The sequence below is a fragment of the Bradyrhizobium sp. USDA 3311 genome (genome assembly GCF_054062495.1).
Window position 1 is genome coordinate 1,216,368 of the sequence record NZ_JBSSFI010000001.1, and the last position, 17,101, is coordinate 1,233,468.

The following is a 17,101-nucleotide window of genomic DNA, read 5'->3' on the forward strand; positions in this document are numbered from 1 at the left end:
GTCCTGACGATACCTCTTGTCGCGAGGAGCAGCCTGTTCCGGGCCTGCTCCCCGCGCTAGGATCGACGCACAGCAACGACGGCATACCGTCCAGGGATCGGGAGGAACGCCGTGAGCCATCATCCAGCTCTGCCCTATCTGCGCAATTCCGAGAAAGGCAAGGTCGTCACGGCGGCCGAAGCGGTCATGCTGATCCGCGACGGCGACACCGTCGCGACCGGCGGCTTCGTCGGCATCGGCTTTGCCGAGGAGATCGCGATCGCACTGGAGGAGCTCTATCTCTCACACGAGGGCGATGCGCCCTACACGCAGGGTAAGCCGCGCAATCTGACGCTCGTCTATGCGGCCGGCCAGGGCGACGGCAAGCATCGCGGCCTCAATCATTTCGCGCATGAAGGCCTGGTTCGGCGCGTGATCGGCGGGCATTGGGGCCTTGCCCCGAAGCTCCAGCAGCTTGCGATCGCCAATCAGATCGAGGCCTATAACCTGCCGCAGGGCGTCATCACGCATCTGTTCCGCGACATCGCCGCGCGCCGGCCCGGCCACATCACCCGCGTCGGCATGGGCACGTTCGTCGACCCCCGCAATGGCGGCGGCAAACTGAATGCGCGCACCACCGAGGACATGGTGGAGCTGATCAAGATCGGCGGCGAAGAATGCCTGCTCTACAAGACGTTCCCGATCGATGTCGGGATCATCCGCGCCACGACGGGCGATCCCGACGGCAATCTCACCATGGAGAAGGAGGCGCTGACGCTGGAGGCGCTCGCCATCGCCATGGCGGCGCATAATTCCGGCGGGATCGTCATCGCCCAGGTCGAGCGCGTCGCCGAGAGCGGCAGCCTCAATCCGCGCCAGGTCAAGATTCCCGGCATCCTCGTCGACTGCGTCGTCGTGGCGAGACCTGAGAACCACTGGCAGACCTTCGGCACGCAATACAATGCGGCCTTCTCCAGCGAGATCCGGGTCCGCGCCGCCTCCCTGCCCGTGATGCCGGTCAGCGAGCGCAAGATCATCGCCCGGCGCGCCGCGCTCGAGCTCAAGGCCAACAGCGTGGTCAATCTCGGCATCGGCATGCCCGAAGGGATCGCTTCGGTCGCAAATGAAGAGCGGATCATCGATCTCATCACGCTGACGGCGGAGCCCGGCGTGATCGGCGGCATTCCGGCGAGCGGGATCGATTTCGGCGCGGCGATCAACACCCAGGCGGTGATCGACCAGCCTTATCAATTCGACTTCTACGACGGCGGCGGCCTGGATGCCGCCTTCCTCGGGCTCGCCCAGGTCGACCGCGCCGGCAACCTCAATGTCAGCAAGTTCGGGCCGAAGCTCGCGGGCGCCGGCGGCTTCATCAACATCAGCCAGAACGCCAAGGAGGTCGTCTTCGTCGGCACGTTCGGCGCCGGCAAGCAGCGCATTGCGGTGAACGACGGGAAGCTCGCCATCCTCGACGAGGCGAGGTCGCGCAAATTCGTCAACAGCGTCGAGCACGTCACCTTCAGCGGCCCCTTCGCCGCGACACGGGGGCAGCGCGTGCTCTATGTCACCGAACGCTGCGTCTTCGCGTTGCGGCCCGACGGGCTCGAGCTCATGGAAATAGCGCCCGGCATCGACATCGAGCGCGACATCCTGCGCCTGATGGATTTCAAGCCATTGATCCCGCGCGACCCTATCCTGATGGACACCCGCATCTTCCGCGACGGCCCCATGGATCTGCGCGAGCGACTGCTGACCATCCCGCTCGACCAGCGCTTCACGCTCGACGAGCAGCAGAACCTGTTCTTCGTCAACCTGGAACGCTATCCGCTGCGCAGCAAGGCCGAGATCGATGCGATCGCGGCCCTCGTCGAGGCGAAGCTCGCCCCGCTCGGCCGCCGGGTCTACGCCATCGTCAACTACGACAACTTCTCGATCCTGCCGGAGCTGATGGACGACTATTCGGCCATGGTGCGCAGCCTCGTCGACCGCTTCTATTCCGGCGTGTCGCGCTACACCACGTCCGGCTTCCTGCGCATCAAGCTCGGCGAAGCCCTGGAGAAGCGCGGCGTCGCGCCGCACATCTTCGAGAGCGCGGAAGAGGCGCAGTCGGACTGGCGGCAGATCGAGTCTGCCGGCAGCCCCGCCGCATCAGGCGACACGCGCGTGACACGGCAGGCCTAAAAATGATGCATGCTCATGTGCCGGCGCAGTCCGCCGGAAGGATGAATTGCAATGTTCGTAACGTTGTGCAACTCGCTGTTACCGAGAAACTTTGAATCAGGAGGGACCATCGTGCGTCGATCACTCATCATAACAACAACTATCCTCGCCCTCGCCGGGGGCACCTCCGCACGGGCCGACGATCTCAAGGTCGCGCTGATCTACGGCAAGACCGGTCCGCTGGAAGCCTATGCCAAGCAGACCGAGACCGGCCTGCAGATGGGTTTTGAATACGCCACCAAGGGCACCATGACGCTCGACGGCCGCAAGATCGTCGTCATCACCAAGGACGACCAAGGCAAGCCCGATCTCTCCAAGGCCGCGCTCGCGGAAGCCTATCAGGACGACAAGGCCGATATCGCGATCGGCACGACATCGTCGGCCGCAGCGCTTGCCATTCTCCCAGTCGCCGAGGAGAACAAGAAGATCTTGATCGTCGAGCCGGCGGTCGCGGACCAGATTACCGGCGAGAAGTGGAATCGCTACATCTTCCGCACCGCGCGCAACTCCTCGCAGGACGCCATCTCGAATGCGGTCGCGATCGGCAAGCAGGGCGTCACCGTTGCAACGCTGGCGCAGGACTATGCCTTCGGCCGCGACGGCGTCGCCGCCTTCAAGGAGGCACTCGCCAAGACCGGCGCGACGCTCGCCGCCGAAGAATATGCCCCGACCTCGACCACCGACTTCACCGCGGTCGGCCAGCGCCTGTTCGACGCGCTGAAGGACAAGCCGGGCCGCAAGGTGATCTGGGTGATCTGGGCCGGCGCCGGCAATCCGCTGGCCAAGCTCCAGGACATGGATCCGAAGCGCTACGGCATCGAGCTCTCCACCGGCGGCAACATCCTGCCGGCACTCGCCGCCTACAAGGGCCTGCCCGGCATGGAAGGCGCCACCTACTACTTCTACGAGATCCCGAAGAACCCGGTGAACGACTGGCTGGTCGCCGAGCACCAGAAGCGCTTCAACGCGCCGCCGGACTTCTTCACCGCGGGCGGCTTCGCCGCCGCGATGTCAGTCGTCGCCGCCATCACCAAGGCGAAGTCGACCGACACCGAGAAGCTGATCACCGCGATGGAAGGCCTGGAGTTCGACACGCCGAAGGGCAAGATGGTGTTCCGGAAAGACGACCATCAGGCGCTCCAGAGCATGTATCACTTCAAGGTCAAGGTCGATCCGAACGTCGCCTGGGCCGTGCTCGAGCCGGTGCGCGAGCTGAAGATCGAGGACATGGACGTTCCCGTCCGCAACAAGCGCTGAGCTTTCTTGCTTCACCTCCCCCGCTTGCGGGGGAGGCCGGGTGGGGGCTCTTCTCGCTCGGGGGTTCTCGATTGCTGAGACACCCTCTCCCCAACCCTCCCCCGCAAGCGGGGGAGGGAGCGCAGCGTGATCGCGGATACATCTCCATTTTATTCGCCAAACTCGGTCGAAACATCGAATGACGCTCTCTCTCGAAACCCGCGACCTCACCATCCGCTTCGGCGGCCACGTCGCGGTCAACAACGTCTCCTGTACGTTCCGCCCCGGCGAGCTCACCGCCATCGTCGGGCCGAACGGCGCCGGCAAGACCACCTATTTCAACCTGATCTCGGGCCAGCTACGCGCATCGAGTGGCAGCATCCTGTTCGACGGCACCGACATCACCCAGCATTCCGCGCCGCTGCGCACCCGCGCGGGCCTCGGACGCGCCTTCCAGCTCACCAACCTGTTTCCGAACCTCACCGTGGAAGAGAACGTCCGCCTCGCGGTACAGGCGGCGAACGGCACCCATTACGACATGCTGCGGCCGTGGATGGTCCGCCGCGACCTGATCGCGCGCGCCGACGCCATCCTGGACCAGGTCGCGCTCGGTGGCCGCCGCGGCGTCGCCGCGACCGCGCTGTCGCATGGCGACCAGCGCAAGCTGGAGGTGGCGCTGATGATCGCGCTGGAGCCGAAGGTGTTCATGTTCGACGAGCCGACCGCCGGCATGAGCATCGACGAGGTGCCTGTCGTGCTCAACCTGATCGCGCAGCTCAAGCAGGACAGGAGCAAGATCATTCTCCTGGTCGAGCACAAGATGGACGTGGTGCGCTCGCTGGCCGACCGCATCATCGTGCTGCATAACGGCCAGCTCGTCGCCGACGGCGTACCTGCCGAAGTGATCGCCTCGCCGATCGTGCAGGAGGCCTATCTCGGCATCGCACCGAAGAGCGCCGCATGACCGAGCTGTTGAAACTCTCCGGCGTGCACACCCATATCGGCCGCTATCACATCCTCCAGGGCATCGATCTCATCGTCCCGCAAGGACAGACCACGATGCTGCTCGGCCGCAACGGCGCCGGCAAGACCACGACGCTGCGCACCATCATGGGCCTGTGGCAGGCCTCGAAGGGCGAGATCAGCCTCGCCGGGATGCGCATCGAGAGCCGCGCCACGCCCGACATCGCCCGGCTCGGCGTCGGCTACGTACCCGAGAGCATGGCGGTGTTCTCCGATCTCACGGTGAAGGAGAACCTCGTGCTGGCGGCCCGCGACGGGCCGCTCGACGACGCCCAGCTCGACTGGATCTTCGGCTTCTTCCCGGCGTTGCGCCGATTCTGGCTGTCGCGCGCGGGAAGCCTCTCGGGCGGACAGAAGCAGATGTTGTCGATCGCGCGCGCCATCATCGAGCCGCGCAAGCTGCTGCTGATCGACGAGCCGACCAAGGGGCTGGCGCCCGCCATCGTCATGGCGCTGATCGAGTGCCTGAAGGAGATCAAGCGCAAGGGCGCCACCATTCTCCTGGTCGAGCAGAACTTCTTTGCCGCGCGCGAGCTCGGCGACAACGTGCTGGTCATGGACAACGGCACCATCGTTCATCGCGGCGAGATGGCGGCGCTCGCCGCCGACGTGCCGCTGCAGGAGCGGCTGCTCGGCCTGAGCCTGGAGGCGCATCAGTGACAGAACTTGCCGCAAACGATCCGCTGCCGAAGCCGAAGCGCGACATCGCGCCGATCCTGCTGCCGATCGCGCTCGCCCTCCTGGTGATCCCGCTGGTCGGCTCGCCCAGCACCTGGCTGACGCTGACCGCCGCGAGCCTCGCCATGGGCATGATGATCTTCATCATGGCCTCCGGGCTGACGCTGGTGTTCGGCCTGATGGACGTGCTCAATTTCGGTCATGGCGCCTTCATCGCCGTCGGCGCCTATGTCGCAACCCTGGTGCTGGCACCGTTTGCGGCGTCCATTCAGGCCGATTCGCTCTGGATGAACCTCGCGGTGCTGGCGCCGGCTGCGCTGCTGTCGATGGCGGTGTCCGGCGCGCTCGGCCTGGTCGTCGAGCGCGTGCTGATCCTGCCGGTCTACGGCCAGCATCTGAAGCAGATCCTGATGACGACCGGCGGCCTGATCGTCGCCGAGCAGACGCTCTATGCGCTGTGGGGGCCGCAGATCATCCCGATGCCGCTGCCCACCTCGCTGCGGCGGCTCCTTCATCCTCGGCGACGTCGCGATCGCCAAGTACCGCGTGCTGGCGACGCTGATCGGCCTTGCCGTCTTCATCGCGATCCAGCTCGTGCTCAACCGCACCAAGCTCGGCCTGCTGATCCGCGCCGGGGTCGAGAACCGCGAGATGGTCGAGGCGCTCGGCTATCGCATCCGCCGCCTGTTCCTCGGCGTGTTCATGACGGGCTCCGCGCTCGCAGGCCTCGGCGGAGTGATGTGGGCGCTCTATCGCGAGCAGGTCCACGCCTCCATGAGCGACGACCTCACCGTGCTGATCTTCATCGTCGTCATCATCGGCGGGCTCGGGTCGATCGGCGGCTGCTTCATCGGCGCGATCCTGGTGGCGATGGTCGCCAATTACGGCGGCTTCCTGGTGCCGAAACTCGCCCTCGTCTCCAACATCCTGCTGATGGTCGCCATTCTGATGTGGCGGCCGCGCGGCCTCTATGCGGTGACCAGCCGATGATGATCCTCTCAGGCGATCCGCCGCGCAGCCGCGTTCTCACGCTCGTCCTCGTCCTCATCATCCTGGCGCTTGCGGCGACGCCGTTCCTGTTTCCCGGTGCCAAGGCGCTGAACGTTGCGGCCAAGATCTGCGTCTTCGCCGCGCTGGTCGCCTCCTACGACCTGCTGCTCGGCTATACCGGCTCGGTGTCGTTCGCCCACACCATGTTCTACGGCATCGGCAGCTACGCGATCGCGATCGCGCTGTACGGGATGGGTCCGAACTGGGCCGCGGTCGCAACCGGCATCGTCGTCGGCCTGCCGCTGGCGGCCCTGCTCGCGCTCGCGATCGGACTGTTTTCGCTGCGGGTCGCAGCGATCTTCTTTGCCATGATCACGCTGGCGGTCGCCTCCGCCTTCCAGGTGCTGGCCTCGCAGCTGTCCTGGCTGACCGGCGGCGAGGATGGCCGCAGCTTCCAGCTGCCCGAACTGCTGCGCCCCGGCACGGTGCTGATCTCCAGAAACCTGTTCGGCTTCGAGGTCAACGGCCGCATTCTCACCTATTACCTCGTGCTCGCCATCTCGGCCCTGATGATCCTCGCATTGCTGCGCGTGGTGAACTCGCCGTTCGGCCGTGTGCTGCAGGCGATCCGCGAGAACCGTTTTCGCGCCGAGGCGCTCGGCTTCCGCACCGTGTTCCACCTGACCTACGCCAACTGCCTCGCGGCCCTCGTCGCCGCCAGCGCCGGCATCCTGAACGCATTGTGGCTGCGCTACGCCGGCCCCGACACCTCGCTCAGCTTCTCGATCATGCTCGACATCCTGCTGATGGTGGTGATCGGCGGCATGGGCACGATCTACGGCGCGATCATCGGCGCCACCATCTTCATCCTCGCGCAGAACTATCTCCAGTCGCTGATGGGCGTCGCCTCCAAGGCGGCGTCGGAAGCCGGCTTGCCGCTGCTGCCGGGACTTCTGCATCCCGACCGCTGGCTGCTGTGGCTCGGGCTGCTGTTCATTGCCAGCGTCTATTTCTTCCCGACCGGCGTGGTCGGACGGCTGCGGAGTGGCGGCGGTGACAAGAGCGCGGGCGCCTCGCATTAAGCTGCCGTTAGTGATGCAGCGCAGCGATTGTTACGCGCATCGCGCAACCGCGGAGCGATTCCCGCCCAGCTGCATGCGGCCGGGCCGTGCAACCGCATTAATGCTCAGGTAACCGGCTTTCCTAAGGTTTGGGCCATTTGTGCGGTGTATTCATGTTCCTCCAGGGAGGGGGAATGCGCCAGGTCTTTTCCACGGTGGCAGCCGGAATGTCCTTAGCCGCAAAGAACGGCTGGGCGGCCTTGGCGCGGCGTGGTCCTGTCCTGTGGCTGACCCTGTGCGGCGTGTTGCTGGTCGCGGGGATCTTCGCCGTGACCGCCATGGCCGTCGGCGAATTCCGCGAGCGAACCCTCACCAACCGCGAGCGCGAGCTGGAAAACACGGTGCAGCTGATCGCGCGGCATTTCGATCAGCAATTCGAGGATTCCGACGTCGTCGCCGCCGATCTGATCGGGCAGATGAACCTGCCGGGCATCGCCTCGCCCGGGATGTTCCGCGAGCGCATGTACGGACCTGCCACAAACCAGATGCTGCGCAGCAAGGTCAGCTCGGTCTCCTATCTCGGAGACATCGCGATCTACGATGCCGACGGCGAACTGATCAACTGGTCGCGGGCCCAGCCGTTGCCGAAGATCAACATCTCCTCGCGCGCCTACTTCCAGACCTTCAAATCGGACCCGATGGCCGAACCGGTGCTGCTGGAGTCCGTCCGCAGCTTCATCATCGGCAAATGGACCACGGTCGTCGCACGCCGGCTGAGCCTGCCGGACGGCACCTTCGTCGGTGCGATGGTCCGGCGGATCGATCCGGACAGCTACCAGAACTATTTCGCATCCGTGGCGCTCGCCGAAGGCACGGCGATCTCGCTGTTCGATCGCGAAGGCAAGATGCTGGCGCGCTATCCGCATGTCGAGGAGCTGATCGGCAGGAGCTTCAAGACCGCGCCGCTGATGCACAAGGTGCTGACCGAGGGCGGCCATCAAACGCTTCGCGTCAGGAGCCCGGTCGACGGCGAGGAGCGGCTTGGCTCAGCCGCGTCGCTGAACCATTTCCCGCTGGTCATCGTTGCCACCAACACCACGGCGGCGGCGCTTGCCGACTGGCGGCAGCAGACCGGCTTCATGGTCACGACGGCCGCGCTTTCGGCCGTCGTGATCGCGCTGATCCTCTTCCTGATCATCCGCCAGATCAACCGGCAGAACCGCGAAGCCCAGGAGGGAATCGAAGCGGAGCGGCTGCGGCTCGACACGGCCTTGAACAACATGTCGCAAGGGCTGATCCTGTACGACGCCGCCGGATACATCGTCACCTACAACCGCCGGTACGCCGACATGTTCGGCCTCTCCCACGACGTCATCAAGCCCGGCTGTCACATCCGCGAGGCGATGTACCATCGCAAGGAACGTGACGCGTTCGACGGCGACGTCGAGGAATTTTGCGACGACGTCATGAGGACCGTCGCCGAAGGCACGGTCTCCACGAGAACCCATCAGATCGCCAACGGCCGCGCCTTCCAGGTCATCAACACCCCGCTCGCGCAGGGCGGATGGGTCGCCACGATCGAAGACATCACCGAGCGCCGCAACCTGGAACAGGAGCGCGATCGCAACCACACCTTCCTGCGCGAGATCATCGACCATATTCCCTCGCGCATCACCGTGAAGGACGCCCACACGCGGCGCTACCTCCTGGCCAACCAGGTGGCCGAGGAACAACTCGTCACCGCCCCCGAGACGATCGTCGGCAAGACCGCGTTCGACCTTTATCCGACGGACGCCGCCGAGATCATCACCCGGGACGACGACAAGCTGCTGCAATCGCCGGACGGACTATTTCTGGATGAGCACATCTGGAGCACCCCGACCATCGGACGGCGCTACATCACCTCGACCCGGATCGGCATTCGCGACAAGTCAGGCGAGCCGCGCTACATCATCAATGTCGTCGAGGACGTCACCGAGCGGCGGCGCGCCCACGAGAAGATCGCGCATATGGCGCACTACGATGCGTTGACCGACCTGCCGAATCGTACGTTGTTCCGCGAGCAGATCGAACGCGAGCTGGCGAAGGTCGCCGACGGCGGGCAGTTCGCGCTGCTCTACATCGACGTCGACGAATTCAAGGGCATCAACGATTCGCTCGGCCATCACGTCGGCGACGAGCTGTTGAAGGCGATCGCCACCCGCCTCCGTGGCTGCCTCAAGAAGAGCGACCTGATCGCGCGGCTCGGCGGCGACGAGTTCGCGGTGATCCAGACCGGAATCCAGTCCCGTGCCGACGTGCTGTCCTTCGTGACGCGGATCTACGAGGCGATCCGGCAGCCCTATCACTGTCTCGGCCACCAGCTCTCCACCGACGCCAGCATCGGCATCGCGCTGGCGCCGCAGGACGGCAACGATCTCGACCAACTCATCAAGAACGCCGACCTCGCGATGTACGGCGCCAAGGCCGAGGGACGCCGCACCCACCGCTTCTTCGAGCCGGAAATGGACGCGTGCGCCAAGGCGCGCCTGACCATGGAGCAGGATCTGCGTCAGGCCCTGGTGAACGGCGGCTTCGAGATCCACTATCAGCCGCTGGTCGATCTGCGCTCGGGCGAGGTCTCCGGCTGCGAGGCGCTGCTGCGCTGGCGCCATCCCGAACGCGGCGGAATCTCGCCGGCGGAGTTCATTCCGATCGCCGAGGATACCGGCCTGATCAACGAGCTCGGCGACTGGGTGCTGCGCATGGCCTGCAACGAAGCCGCGACCTGGCCGGCGCATGTGCGGGTTGCGGTCAACGTCTCGCCGGTGCAGCTCAAATGCGACACGCTGGCGCTCAGGATCGCCGGCGCGCTCGCCGCCTCCGGACTCGATCCGCGCCGGCTCGAGCTCGAAATCACCGAGGCCGTGCTGATCCGCGACGACGAGGCGGCGCTCGCGATCCTGCACCAGCTTCGCGCGATCGGCGTGCGGATCGCGCTCGACGATTTCGGCACGGGCTACTCGTCGCTGAGCTATCTGAAGCGCTTCCCGTTCGACAAGATCAAGATCGACCGCTGCTTCGTCGCCGACATCGCGGAGACGAGCGGCGCGCCCGTGATCGTCCAGGCGGTGGTGAACATCGCCGCCGCGAGCCACATGACCACGGTCGCCGAGGGCGTCGAGACCGAGGCCCAGCGCGAGCTGCTGCGCGCGCTCGGCTGCACCGAGATGCAGGGCTATCTGTTCAGCGCGCCGAAGCCCGCCAGCGAGGTGCGAAAGCTGTTCGGCCCGAGCCACGCCGTTCCGGTGGCGGCGGTGGCCTGAGATGGCGAGATCCGCATCGCCGTCATGGCCTTGCGGATCGCCCATGGCGCCAGGAAGCCGGCGGCCACGTCACACTCAGCGTCGGCGTCGCCAGCGACATTCCCGGCGAGGCCGACGGCACCCCCGACCGGCTGCTGGGCCTGGCCGACCAGGCGCTTTATGCGGCAATACGGCTTGGCTGCGACAGCCTGCCGGTTCCTGGCCGCATTGCCCGCAAATCAACGTGGCCGAACACGGCGGAAGCGGTTGCCCACCCCTCGCCAATCGGCTAAATGAGGCCCACTGCACCCGTAGCTCAGCTGGATAGAGCGTTGCCCTCCGAAGGCAAAGGTCACACGTTCGAATCGTGTCGGGTGCGCCATTCTTATCGCCGTCTTCACGCCAGCGCCTAGCTGAGCATCGAGATCATCGCCTGGATCTGGTCCGAGGCGGACGCGACCAGTCCGTCGTAGGACGTCTGGCCGTGTGCGGCGGCCTTCAGGATGCATTCGGCCACAGCCGCTTTCAGACCGAACACCGATTGATGGGCCGGTACGCTCGCCATCACGGTCTCCAGCGCTTGACGCATCGTGCGAATGAGCTCGGAGCTGTATTGCATGGATTGTCCTCCGCGCCCTCATATTAGATCGCGTGCCCCTGCTTGCCACTCACAAGCCTGAGACTGTTCTTTGAACCTGGTCGAGACTGAACGCCTCAATTCAAACGCCAGATGGCCGCATTGAGCAGGCCGGCCAACGCGACCCAGGCTGCGTAAGGCGCGAAAAGCATCGATCGCCTCGCGCTTCTCCTTGCCCGATTGTATCATCTCTCCATGAGCGATTCCGGCACGGTGACGGGCGAAACCTCGCCCGTCCGCAAGATCATCCATATCGACATGGATGCGTTCTATGCGTCCGTGGAGCAGCGCGACAATCCGGACCTGCGCGGAAAGCCGGTCGCGGTCGGAGGCTCCGCCGAACGCGGCGTCGTCGCGGCCGCCAGCTACGAGGCCCGCAAGTTCGGCGTTCGCTCTGCCATGCCGTCGGTGACTGCGAAGCGGCAATGTCCCGACCTGATCTTCGTCAGGCCGCGCTTCGAGGTCTACAAGGCGATCTCCAGGCAGATCCGCGACATCTTTGCCGAGCACACGCCGATCATCGAACCGTTGTCGCTCGACGAGGCCTATCTCGACGTCACGGAAAACCTGCAGGGCATTCCGCTGGCGCGCGACGTCGCGCTGCGGATCCGCGAGAAGATCAAGGCCGAGACGGGGCTCAACGCTTCGGCGGGCATCTCCTACAACAAGTTTCTGGCCAAGCTCGCCTCCGATCATCGCAAGCCCAACGGTCAGTTCGTGATCTCCCCGGAGATGGGACCCGCCTTCGTCGAGGCGCTGCCTGTCGGCAAATTCCACGGGATTGGCCCGGCGACCAGCGCAAAGATGAATGCGCTCGGCATATTTACCGGTCGCGACATGCGTAACCAGACGCTGGAGTTCATGAACGCGAATTTCGGCAAGGCGGGTGCCTATTACTATTGGATCTCACGCGGTGTCGACGAACGTCCGGTGCGGGCCAACCGGATCCGCAAGTCGATCGGCGCGGAGACCACGTTCCAGGCCGACCTCGACGAATTCGACGCGCTGGTCGCCGCGCTCAAGCCTCTCGTCGACAAGGTCTGGCGCCATTGCGAGGCGACCGGCAATCGCGGCCGCACAGTCACCTTGAAGATCAAATTTGCTGACTTCGAGATCATCACACGCAGCAGGTCCGCACCAACACCGGTTGCAGGCCGGGACGATCTGGAGCGGCTGACCTGCGGCCTGCTCGAAGTCGAGATGCCACTGCCCAAGCGTGTCAGGCTGTTGGGCGTATCGCTGTCTGCCCTCCAGGACGGGGATGATCCGGAGCCGCAGCTGACTTTCGGCATTTGAACCGGATGGACGGTGACGGGATTTTTCAAACATCGCTTCCGAATGTGCCGCGCGCAACGACGGCTAGGAAACCAGCCTGGTGCGAAGCCGCCTGTACTCGTCATCCGTTACGGATCCCGCCTTTCTGAGCTGATCAAGCTTGGTAAGCTCGTCTGCAACGCTGAAGCCGACGATGTGCCGCAACTCCTCGCGCGCCCGTTGAGCTTGCTCGGCGTTACGTTCGGCCATGCTTCGCCCTTGCGTAATGAGGTATGCAAAGATGCCGAGGTAGGAGGTCAGAACCAGCACGAGCACCCATAGTGCCTTGCCCCACCCGGAGATGTCGTGGCGCCTGAACAGGTCGCCATAGATGACGATGAGCAGCCAGAACCAGACGACGAATGCGAATATCGCAATCATGTCCATCAGGAAATTTCGGTACGTGAACCCCTCTTGAACGAAGAACATTGCCATCCCCTCGTTGAATTACCGTTCTCGATCCGTCGCTCCACTTAACGGCAGTACCGATGCGACACGCGGTGCGACCTTCCGCTGCTCGAGCGATACCAGCAGCTGCCGTTCCGCCAATAATATCTATGCCAATGCCGATGCCGCCGGTGGGCGCCGGCGATCGCTCCGGCCGTAGCTCCTATCGCAGCGCCGCGACGACCGCCGACGGCACCGCCGATGACCGCACCCCGAAGCGCGCTCTGAGGATACGATTCGCTGGAAGGGAACATTCCCGCGAACGCGAGCAGGATGACGAACAGTGCAAGCTTTCGCATCTGAGCGTGCCTTTCCTGATTGGACGCGTCTGCCGCGCAGATAACCGCAGAACGGTTTATCTCTGAGGGTGATCAGCGCCGCCGCGGAGCGGCATAGCGTGGATTGATGCCGCAATATGCGTTCGTGCCGGAAGCGGCAGCCAGACATTGCGGGCGTGTGGCGAACTGGCAATTGCCCGGAAAGCCCCAGTTGCGACCACGCAGGCAGTAACGATCCGCCTCGGCGGCCTGGGCCGGCCCCGAGAATACAACGGATAAAAATGTGGCAAGCAATGCCAGCATCGGAACGGCACGATGCATCTCGACCTCCATGGATGGATGGAGGCGAATTATATCGGCGACGCGTCGGCCATACCGCCAGTAAAAGCCCTTGCCAGACGCTGCGGCGTTTATTGATGCGACCTGGGGCGAAAAGCGCCCACGCTATCGCGAAAATCTCAAGCTCGGGGCTGCTTGAAGGCGGCCGTATCAATTGACGGCGTCACACCTTCACGGCGGGGGTCTCCCCCGCCGATCTGATCTTCCTTCACGACCAGCAATGGTCAATGCCTCACATGCTCGAACACGACGATCACACCCGTCGGCTCCGGCTCGTGGGCCATCAGGCGCGTGAGGTCGGCATCGCTCCAGTCGGCGAGGCTGACGACTTCGCCGGTCTGGCGCTCGGCGCCGAGCGACGGGGTCGGCTCGAGGACCTTCAGGCCCGTCTCGTCGACGAAGAAGGTGTGCTCGCCGAACATGCTGTTGAGCTGCGGCATGGCGGGATGCTCGTCGGGCAGCACCTGGGCGCCGAGTTGGTTGACGGTCTGCTTCACCTGTTCGGATGTGAGCTTCATGAGCTGCTCCGTTTCTGTCGTGCCGGGTTTCATTGAGTTGAGCTAGGACGGGCGTTCCCTGCGCCTGTGTCGCCTGGCTCAAATTCCCGAACGGGTGCTGCGCACAAATGTTCCGGTGAAATGTATTTCGTGATCGCGAGTTTCATCCGCCGCGCTCACGGCACGGGTTCGCCACACGATGTCCACGATCTGCCTGTGAGCGGCTCTAATCGGCAGCTTCGACGATCCGGATGTCGCGGTCCGCGCCGTCGCCGAGCAAATCATGGGCAGCCTGATAGGCTTCTCCTGATGCCTTTTGATCCGTTACTCGCTCCTGACCTCGCCGACCGAGAGCGCGCAGATGCGTGACAGATATGTGTAGGGCAGACCGGTCTCCCCGGCCCAGGCGTTGAACTGCGCCTGCACTTTTGCGAGATCGCCCTTCGACTTCACCACTTCGCCGATATCGAGGCCGGCGCCGCGCAGGCAGGCCACGACGTCCCTGGAGGTGACGAAACCGTCCCAGCCGACGAAGCGCAGCAGCATCTGGCCGGTATTGCCGCCGAGCCGGCTGCCGCGCTTGGTGAGGAGATCGAGCAGGCCGATTTCGTCGGACGACGGCCACTTCGCCAGAAACTTGCCGAAGCTGCCGTGCTCCTTTGCGATCGCCTGGACGAAGGCGGCGTTGTCGCGCACCGACATGATCTTGGCGCCGTTGCGCACGATCCGCGCATCGCGCAGCAGACCTTCCCAATAGTCTTCCGGCTGGAAGGTGAGCTTGGCCGGCTGGAAATGCAGGAAGGCCGCTTCAAAGCCGTCCCATTTCGAATCGATCACGCTCCAGGCAAACCCTGCGCAAAACACCCGCCGGGTCATCTCGGCGAGGATGCGGTCGTCGCCGAGCTTGGCCAGACGCTTGAGGTCGGGCTTGTCGGGCATCAGCCTGTCCAGCGCCTTGGGGCCGCCCTTGCGCTTCTCGGCGCGGGCACGAATGGTCTTGAAGGGGGTCATGCGGACACGAGCGATTGAGGATATGCCACGACAGCAGAATTCGATGGTCCGGTCCAGACCTGCGACGCCCGATGCCCTGCATGCCGCGATACGCCGCGGCATGCTCCGGCTCATTGGATTGACGCGAGGGGGCGGCCGTGCTGGTCTGCTTCTTGCTTTTTGCCGTTTTGGAATTCCCAGACAATTTCAATCGCGAACGGATTTCAAATGCGCTGCCTGGTCGTGGCTGACCTGCACTACGCGCTGCCGCAGTTCGACTGGCTGGTCAGCGCGGCGCCGCAATTCGACCTGGTGATCTTCGCCGGCGATGCGCTCGATATCGGCTCGATGGTGGATTTTCGCGCGCAGATCGTGGTGGTGAAGAAATACCTCGCGCTGCTTGCCGGGAAGACCCGCGTGATCATCTGCTCCGGCAATCACGACCTCGACGAGCGCAACGCGGAAGGCGAGAAGATCTCGCGCTGGATCTCGGAGGTGCGCGAGCTGGGGATCGCCTGCGACGGCGACAGCCTCACCATCGGCGACACCCTGTTCACGGTGTGCCCGTGGTGGGATGGACCGCTGGTCAAGCAGCGCATCGCCGAACAGCTCCGCGATGCCGCGGCGAGCCGGCCGCAGCGCTGGATCTGGGCGCATCATGCGCCGCCGGCGAATTCGCCGACGAGCTGGGGCGGCAAGCGCTTCTTCGGCGATGTCGAGGTGGTGCAGTGGATCATGCAGTATCAGCCGTCGATGGTGATCTCGGGACATGTGCATCAGTCGCCCTTCATCACCGATGGCTCGTGGTTCGACCGGCTGGGCCAGACCTGGGTCTTCAACGCGGGCCTGCAACCGGGCCGGCCGCCGACGCATATCGTGCTGGATCTCGATGCCAACAAGGCGTTCTGGCTGGCGGCGGGCGAGGCGCAATGGATCGATCTCGACGCGCCGCTGAAGCGGCCGGCGGCCTTGGTCGAGGCACCGCCGGACTGGCTTACATTCTTGGATCGGATTGCCGATCCGAGCCTGGCGAGACCTCAAGCGGCGGCAGGTTGATCATGCTCTGAAGCACTTCGCCGACCATGGCCAGATGCGTGCCGTGGCCGGCATATTGCCGCTTGAGATCGGCAAGATAGGTGTTGGCGACGTTGAGCCGCTGCGCCAGCATCTTCGCGATCAGCAGCGCCACCCCCGGCTCCTGCTTCAGGAACGAGGCGGCATCCTCGAACTCGTAGACGATTGCATCGGAGCAGGCCCTGACCGTCGCGGTGTGCGGCTGGCCCAGCAGCACCGACATTTCGCCCAGCACCGCGCCCGGCTCGGTGACGGTGGCGACCACCATCTCACCCTTGAGCACCTCGAGCTTGCCCTGCATCAGCACATAGAGATGGCCGCTGGTGCCGCCCTCGGTGACGACGACCGTACCGGCCGCAACCTGCCGCTCCGTTCCGCCGGTGCAATAATCCAGGACTGCGCGCATCGCCGAAAGCTCCCATCGCTGGGGATACCCATTGCCGGGATTACTAGAGCACGATCCGTGCCACGCGGCAATTCGACCTGCGTAGAGCTATCGCGACAGGTGCTTTGCGAGGTGAACCGACTGCCAGTCGCCGAGCCCGGTATCCCTGAACCCGGCCTTCTTCGCCAGGCCGCGCATTTCAGCATTCGTTCGCGCGGTCTCGCCGGCGATCATCTCGTGGCCGAGATCGATCGCGCGCGTCTCCATCGCCGTCATCATCTGGAGGCCAAGGCCCAGGCGCTGGAAGGCGTCGGCGACCGAGATGGCAAACTCGCCGTGCCGTGCGGCCGCATCGTAGGCGTAGTGCGTTTCGCCGATGATGTTGCGCTGCCCCTCCTGCCTGAACTCGGCCAGCAAGGTGAAGTGACCGGGACGGTCGGCCTTCGCCACGCATTCGGCCGCGACCACGGCGAGGTCGGCGCGCGCCCCCATGAAACGCTTGTTGCGCGATGACGTGGACAGGCCGGTGAAATAGACCGACAGGTCCTCCACATCGGACGCACTGGCGGCCCTGATGCAGACCGTCCCCTTCGCTTCGGCCAGTTCAACCGGCGCGACGACGGCCCCCGGAAACAGCTGTAGCATGCGTGACGCTCTGGGCAGGTTGCG

15 protein-coding genes, 1 tRNA gene and 2 pseudogenes are annotated in these 17,101 nt (G+C 64.6%); 10 read left to right on the top strand and 8 right to left on the bottom strand.

Going from position 1 to position 17,101, the window contains the following annotated elements; genetic code table 11:
* Positions 1-111: 111 nt before the first annotated feature.
* The 8 genes and pseudogenes from ACVWW6_RS05795 to ACVWW6_RS05830 all read left to right on the top strand — a co-directional run bounded on the left by ACVWW6_RS05795 (position 112) and on the right by ACVWW6_RS05830 (position 10,853).
* Positions 112-2,160 carry an acyl CoA:acetate/3-ketoacid CoA transferase gene (locus tag ACVWW6_RS05795; protein ID WP_456680332.1) on the top strand — a complete coding sequence of 683 codons (2,049 nt, stop codon included), beginning with the start codon at positions 112-114 and terminating at the stop codon, positions 2,158-2,160.
* 111 nt (positions 2,161-2,271) lie between these two features.
* A complete protein-coding gene (locus ACVWW6_RS05800; RefSeq protein WP_456680333.1) occupies positions 2,272-3,456 on the top strand; it encodes a substrate-binding domain-containing protein in 1,185 nt (394 codons plus the stop codon).
* A gap of 178 nt (positions 3,457-3,634) precedes the next feature.
* Entirely contained in the window at positions 3,635-4,399 is a 765-nt protein-coding gene (locus tag ACVWW6_RS05805; protein WP_028172583.1) for an ABC transporter ATP-binding protein, read from the top strand.
* On the top strand, positions 4,396-5,118 hold the full coding sequence (locus ACVWW6_RS05810) for a branched-chain amino acid ABC transporter ATP-binding protein (RefSeq protein ID WP_456680334.1): 723 nt from the start codon (positions 4,396-4,398) through the stop codon (positions 5,116-5,118). The genes ACVWW6_RS05805 and ACVWW6_RS05810 overlap by 4 nt, the downstream gene beginning before the upstream one ends.
* Positions 5,115-6,126, top strand: a pseudogene (locus ACVWW6_RS05815) (branched-chain amino acid ABC transporter permease). The gene ACVWW6_RS05810 and the pseudogene ACVWW6_RS05815 overlap by 4 nt, the downstream one beginning before the upstream one ends.
* Entirely contained in the window at positions 6,123-7,208 is a 1,086-nt protein-coding gene (locus tag ACVWW6_RS05820) for a branched-chain amino acid ABC transporter permease (protein WP_171463731.1), read from the top strand. The pseudogene ACVWW6_RS05815 and the gene ACVWW6_RS05820 overlap by 4 nt, the downstream one beginning before the upstream one ends.
* Positions 7,209-7,381: 173 nt before the next feature.
* Complete coding sequence (locus tag ACVWW6_RS05825) at positions 7,382-10,492, top strand: bifunctional diguanylate cyclase/phosphodiesterase (RefSeq protein ID WP_456680335.1); 3,111 nt, start codon at positions 7,382-7,384, stop codon at positions 10,490-10,492.
* A 284-nt stretch (positions 10,493-10,776) separates the two neighbouring features.
* Positions 10,777-10,853 (top strand) — tRNA-Arg (locus tag ACVWW6_RS05830).
* A 27-nt stretch (positions 10,854-10,880) separates the two neighbouring features.
* Here the strand turns inward: ACVWW6_RS05830 and ACVWW6_RS05835 are convergent.
* Together ACVWW6_RS05835 and ACVWW6_RS05840 are read right to left on the bottom strand one after the other, a co-directional pair.
* Positions 10,881-11,090 (bottom strand): hypothetical protein, encoded by a 210-nt coding sequence (locus tag ACVWW6_RS05835; RefSeq protein WP_060909506.1) that lies wholly within the window; start codon positions 11,088-11,090, stop codon positions 10,881-10,883.
* A 95-nt stretch (positions 11,091-11,185) separates the two neighbouring features.
* Positions 11,186-11,266 (bottom strand): annotated as a pseudogene (locus ACVWW6_RS05840) (tryptophan-rich sensory protein); the annotation flags it as partial.
* A 37-nt stretch (positions 11,267-11,303) separates the two neighbouring features.
* On the opposite strand from ACVWW6_RS05840, the gene dinB reads away from it, so the two are divergent.
* Positions 11,304-12,404, top strand: coding sequence for a DNA polymerase IV (gene dinB / locus ACVWW6_RS05845; protein ID WP_404524728.1), 1,101 nt, complete (start codon positions 11,304-11,306; stop codon positions 12,402-12,404).
* Between the two features lie 63 nt (positions 12,405-12,467).
* Here dinB and ACVWW6_RS05850 read toward each other — a convergent pair whose 3' ends face one another.
* The 4 genes from ACVWW6_RS05850 to ACVWW6_RS05865 form a co-directional block, all read right to left on the bottom strand.
* On the bottom strand, positions 12,468-12,851 hold the full coding sequence (locus ACVWW6_RS05850; protein WP_028172578.1) for an SHOCT domain-containing protein: 384 nt from the start codon (positions 12,849-12,851) through the stop codon (positions 12,468-12,470).
* A 389-nt stretch (positions 12,852-13,240) separates the two neighbouring features.
* Positions 13,241-13,468, bottom strand: coding sequence for a DUF3551 domain-containing protein (locus ACVWW6_RS05855; RefSeq protein ID WP_028172576.1), 228 nt, complete (start codon positions 13,466-13,468; stop codon positions 13,241-13,243).
* A 242-nt stretch (positions 13,469-13,710) separates the two neighbouring features.
* The gene (locus tag ACVWW6_RS05860; RefSeq protein WP_028172575.1) at positions 13,711-14,004 is read right to left on the bottom strand and encodes a hypothetical protein; all 294 of its coding nucleotides are present in this window, start codon (positions 14,002-14,004) and stop codon (positions 13,711-13,713) included.
* Positions 14,005-14,307: 303 nt separating this feature from the next.
* Positions 14,308-14,994 carry a DNA-3-methyladenine glycosylase I gene (locus ACVWW6_RS05865; protein ID WP_456680336.1) on the bottom strand — a complete coding sequence of 229 codons (687 nt, stop codon included), beginning with the start codon at positions 14,992-14,994 and terminating at the stop codon, positions 14,308-14,310.
* Between the two features lie 207 nt (positions 14,995-15,201).
* Here ACVWW6_RS05865 and ACVWW6_RS05870 point away from each other — a divergent pair, with 207 nt between their 5' ends.
* Positions 15,202-16,029, top strand: a complete 828-nt coding sequence (locus tag ACVWW6_RS05870; protein WP_011083678.1) for a metallophosphoesterase family protein — start codon at positions 15,202-15,204, stop codon at positions 16,027-16,029.
* Here ACVWW6_RS05870 and ACVWW6_RS05875 read toward each other — a convergent pair.
* Both ACVWW6_RS05875 and ACVWW6_RS05880 read right to left on the bottom strand, forming a co-directional pair.
* Positions 15,968-16,453 (bottom strand): Crp/Fnr family transcriptional regulator, encoded by a 486-nt coding sequence (locus ACVWW6_RS05875; RefSeq protein WP_011083677.1) that lies wholly within the window; start codon positions 16,451-16,453, stop codon positions 15,968-15,970. The genes ACVWW6_RS05870 and ACVWW6_RS05875 overlap by 62 nt on opposite strands.
* A gap of 87 nt (positions 16,454-16,540) precedes the next feature.
* Positions 16,541-17,077 (bottom strand): N-acetyltransferase family protein, encoded by a 537-nt coding sequence (locus ACVWW6_RS05880; RefSeq protein WP_456680337.1) that lies wholly within the window; start codon positions 17,075-17,077, stop codon positions 16,541-16,543.
* Positions 17,078-17,101 lie beyond the last annotated feature (24 nt).

Excerpts from the sequence above, each read along its gene's own strand:
- ACVWW6_RS05820 (WP_171463731.1), top strand. The coding sequence starts at position 6,123 with ATGATGATCCTCTCAGGCGATCCGCCGCGCAGCCGCGTTCTCACGCTC.
- ACVWW6_RS05870 (WP_011083678.1), top strand. The coding sequence starts at position 15,202 with ATGCGCTGCCTGGTCGTGGCTGACCTGCACTACGCGCTGCCGCAGTTC.
- ACVWW6_RS05860 (WP_028172575.1), bottom strand. The coding sequence starts at position 14,004 with ATGAAGCTCACATCCGAACAGGTGAAGCAGACCGTCAACCAACTCGGC.
- dinB (WP_404524728.1), top strand. The coding sequence starts at position 11,304 with ATGAGCGATTCCGGCACGGTGACGGGCGAAACCTCGCCCGTCCGCAAG.
- ACVWW6_RS05810 (WP_456680334.1), top strand. The coding sequence starts at position 4,396 with ATGACCGAGCTGTTGAAACTCTCCGGCGTGCACACCCATATCGGCCGC.
- ACVWW6_RS05875 (WP_011083677.1), bottom strand. The coding sequence starts at position 16,453 with ATGCGCGCAGTCCTGGATTATTGCACCGGCGGAACGGAGCGGCAGGTT.
- ACVWW6_RS05880 (WP_456680337.1), bottom strand. The coding sequence starts at position 17,077 with ATGCTACAGCTGTTTCCGGGGGCCGTCGTCGCGCCGGTTGAACTGGCC.
- ACVWW6_RS05805 (WP_028172583.1), top strand. The coding sequence starts at position 3,635 with ATGACGCTCTCTCTCGAAACCCGCGACCTCACCATCCGCTTCGGCGGC.
- ACVWW6_RS05835 (WP_060909506.1), bottom strand. The coding sequence starts at position 11,090 with ATGCAATACAGCTCCGAGCTCATTCGCACGATGCGTCAAGCGCTGGAG.
- ACVWW6_RS05850 (WP_028172578.1), bottom strand. The coding sequence starts at position 12,851 with ATGTTCTTCGTTCAAGAGGGGTTCACGTACCGAAATTTCCTGATGGAC.
- ACVWW6_RS05825 (WP_456680335.1), top strand. The coding sequence starts at position 7,382 with ATGCGCCAGGTCTTTTCCACGGTGGCAGCCGGAATGTCCTTAGCCGCA.
- ACVWW6_RS05855 (WP_028172576.1), bottom strand. The coding sequence starts at position 13,468 with ATGCATCGTGCCGTTCCGATGCTGGCATTGCTTGCCACATTTTTATCC.
- ACVWW6_RS05865 (WP_456680336.1), bottom strand. The coding sequence starts at position 14,994 with ATGACCCCCTTCAAGACCATTCGTGCCCGCGCCGAGAAGCGCAAGGGC.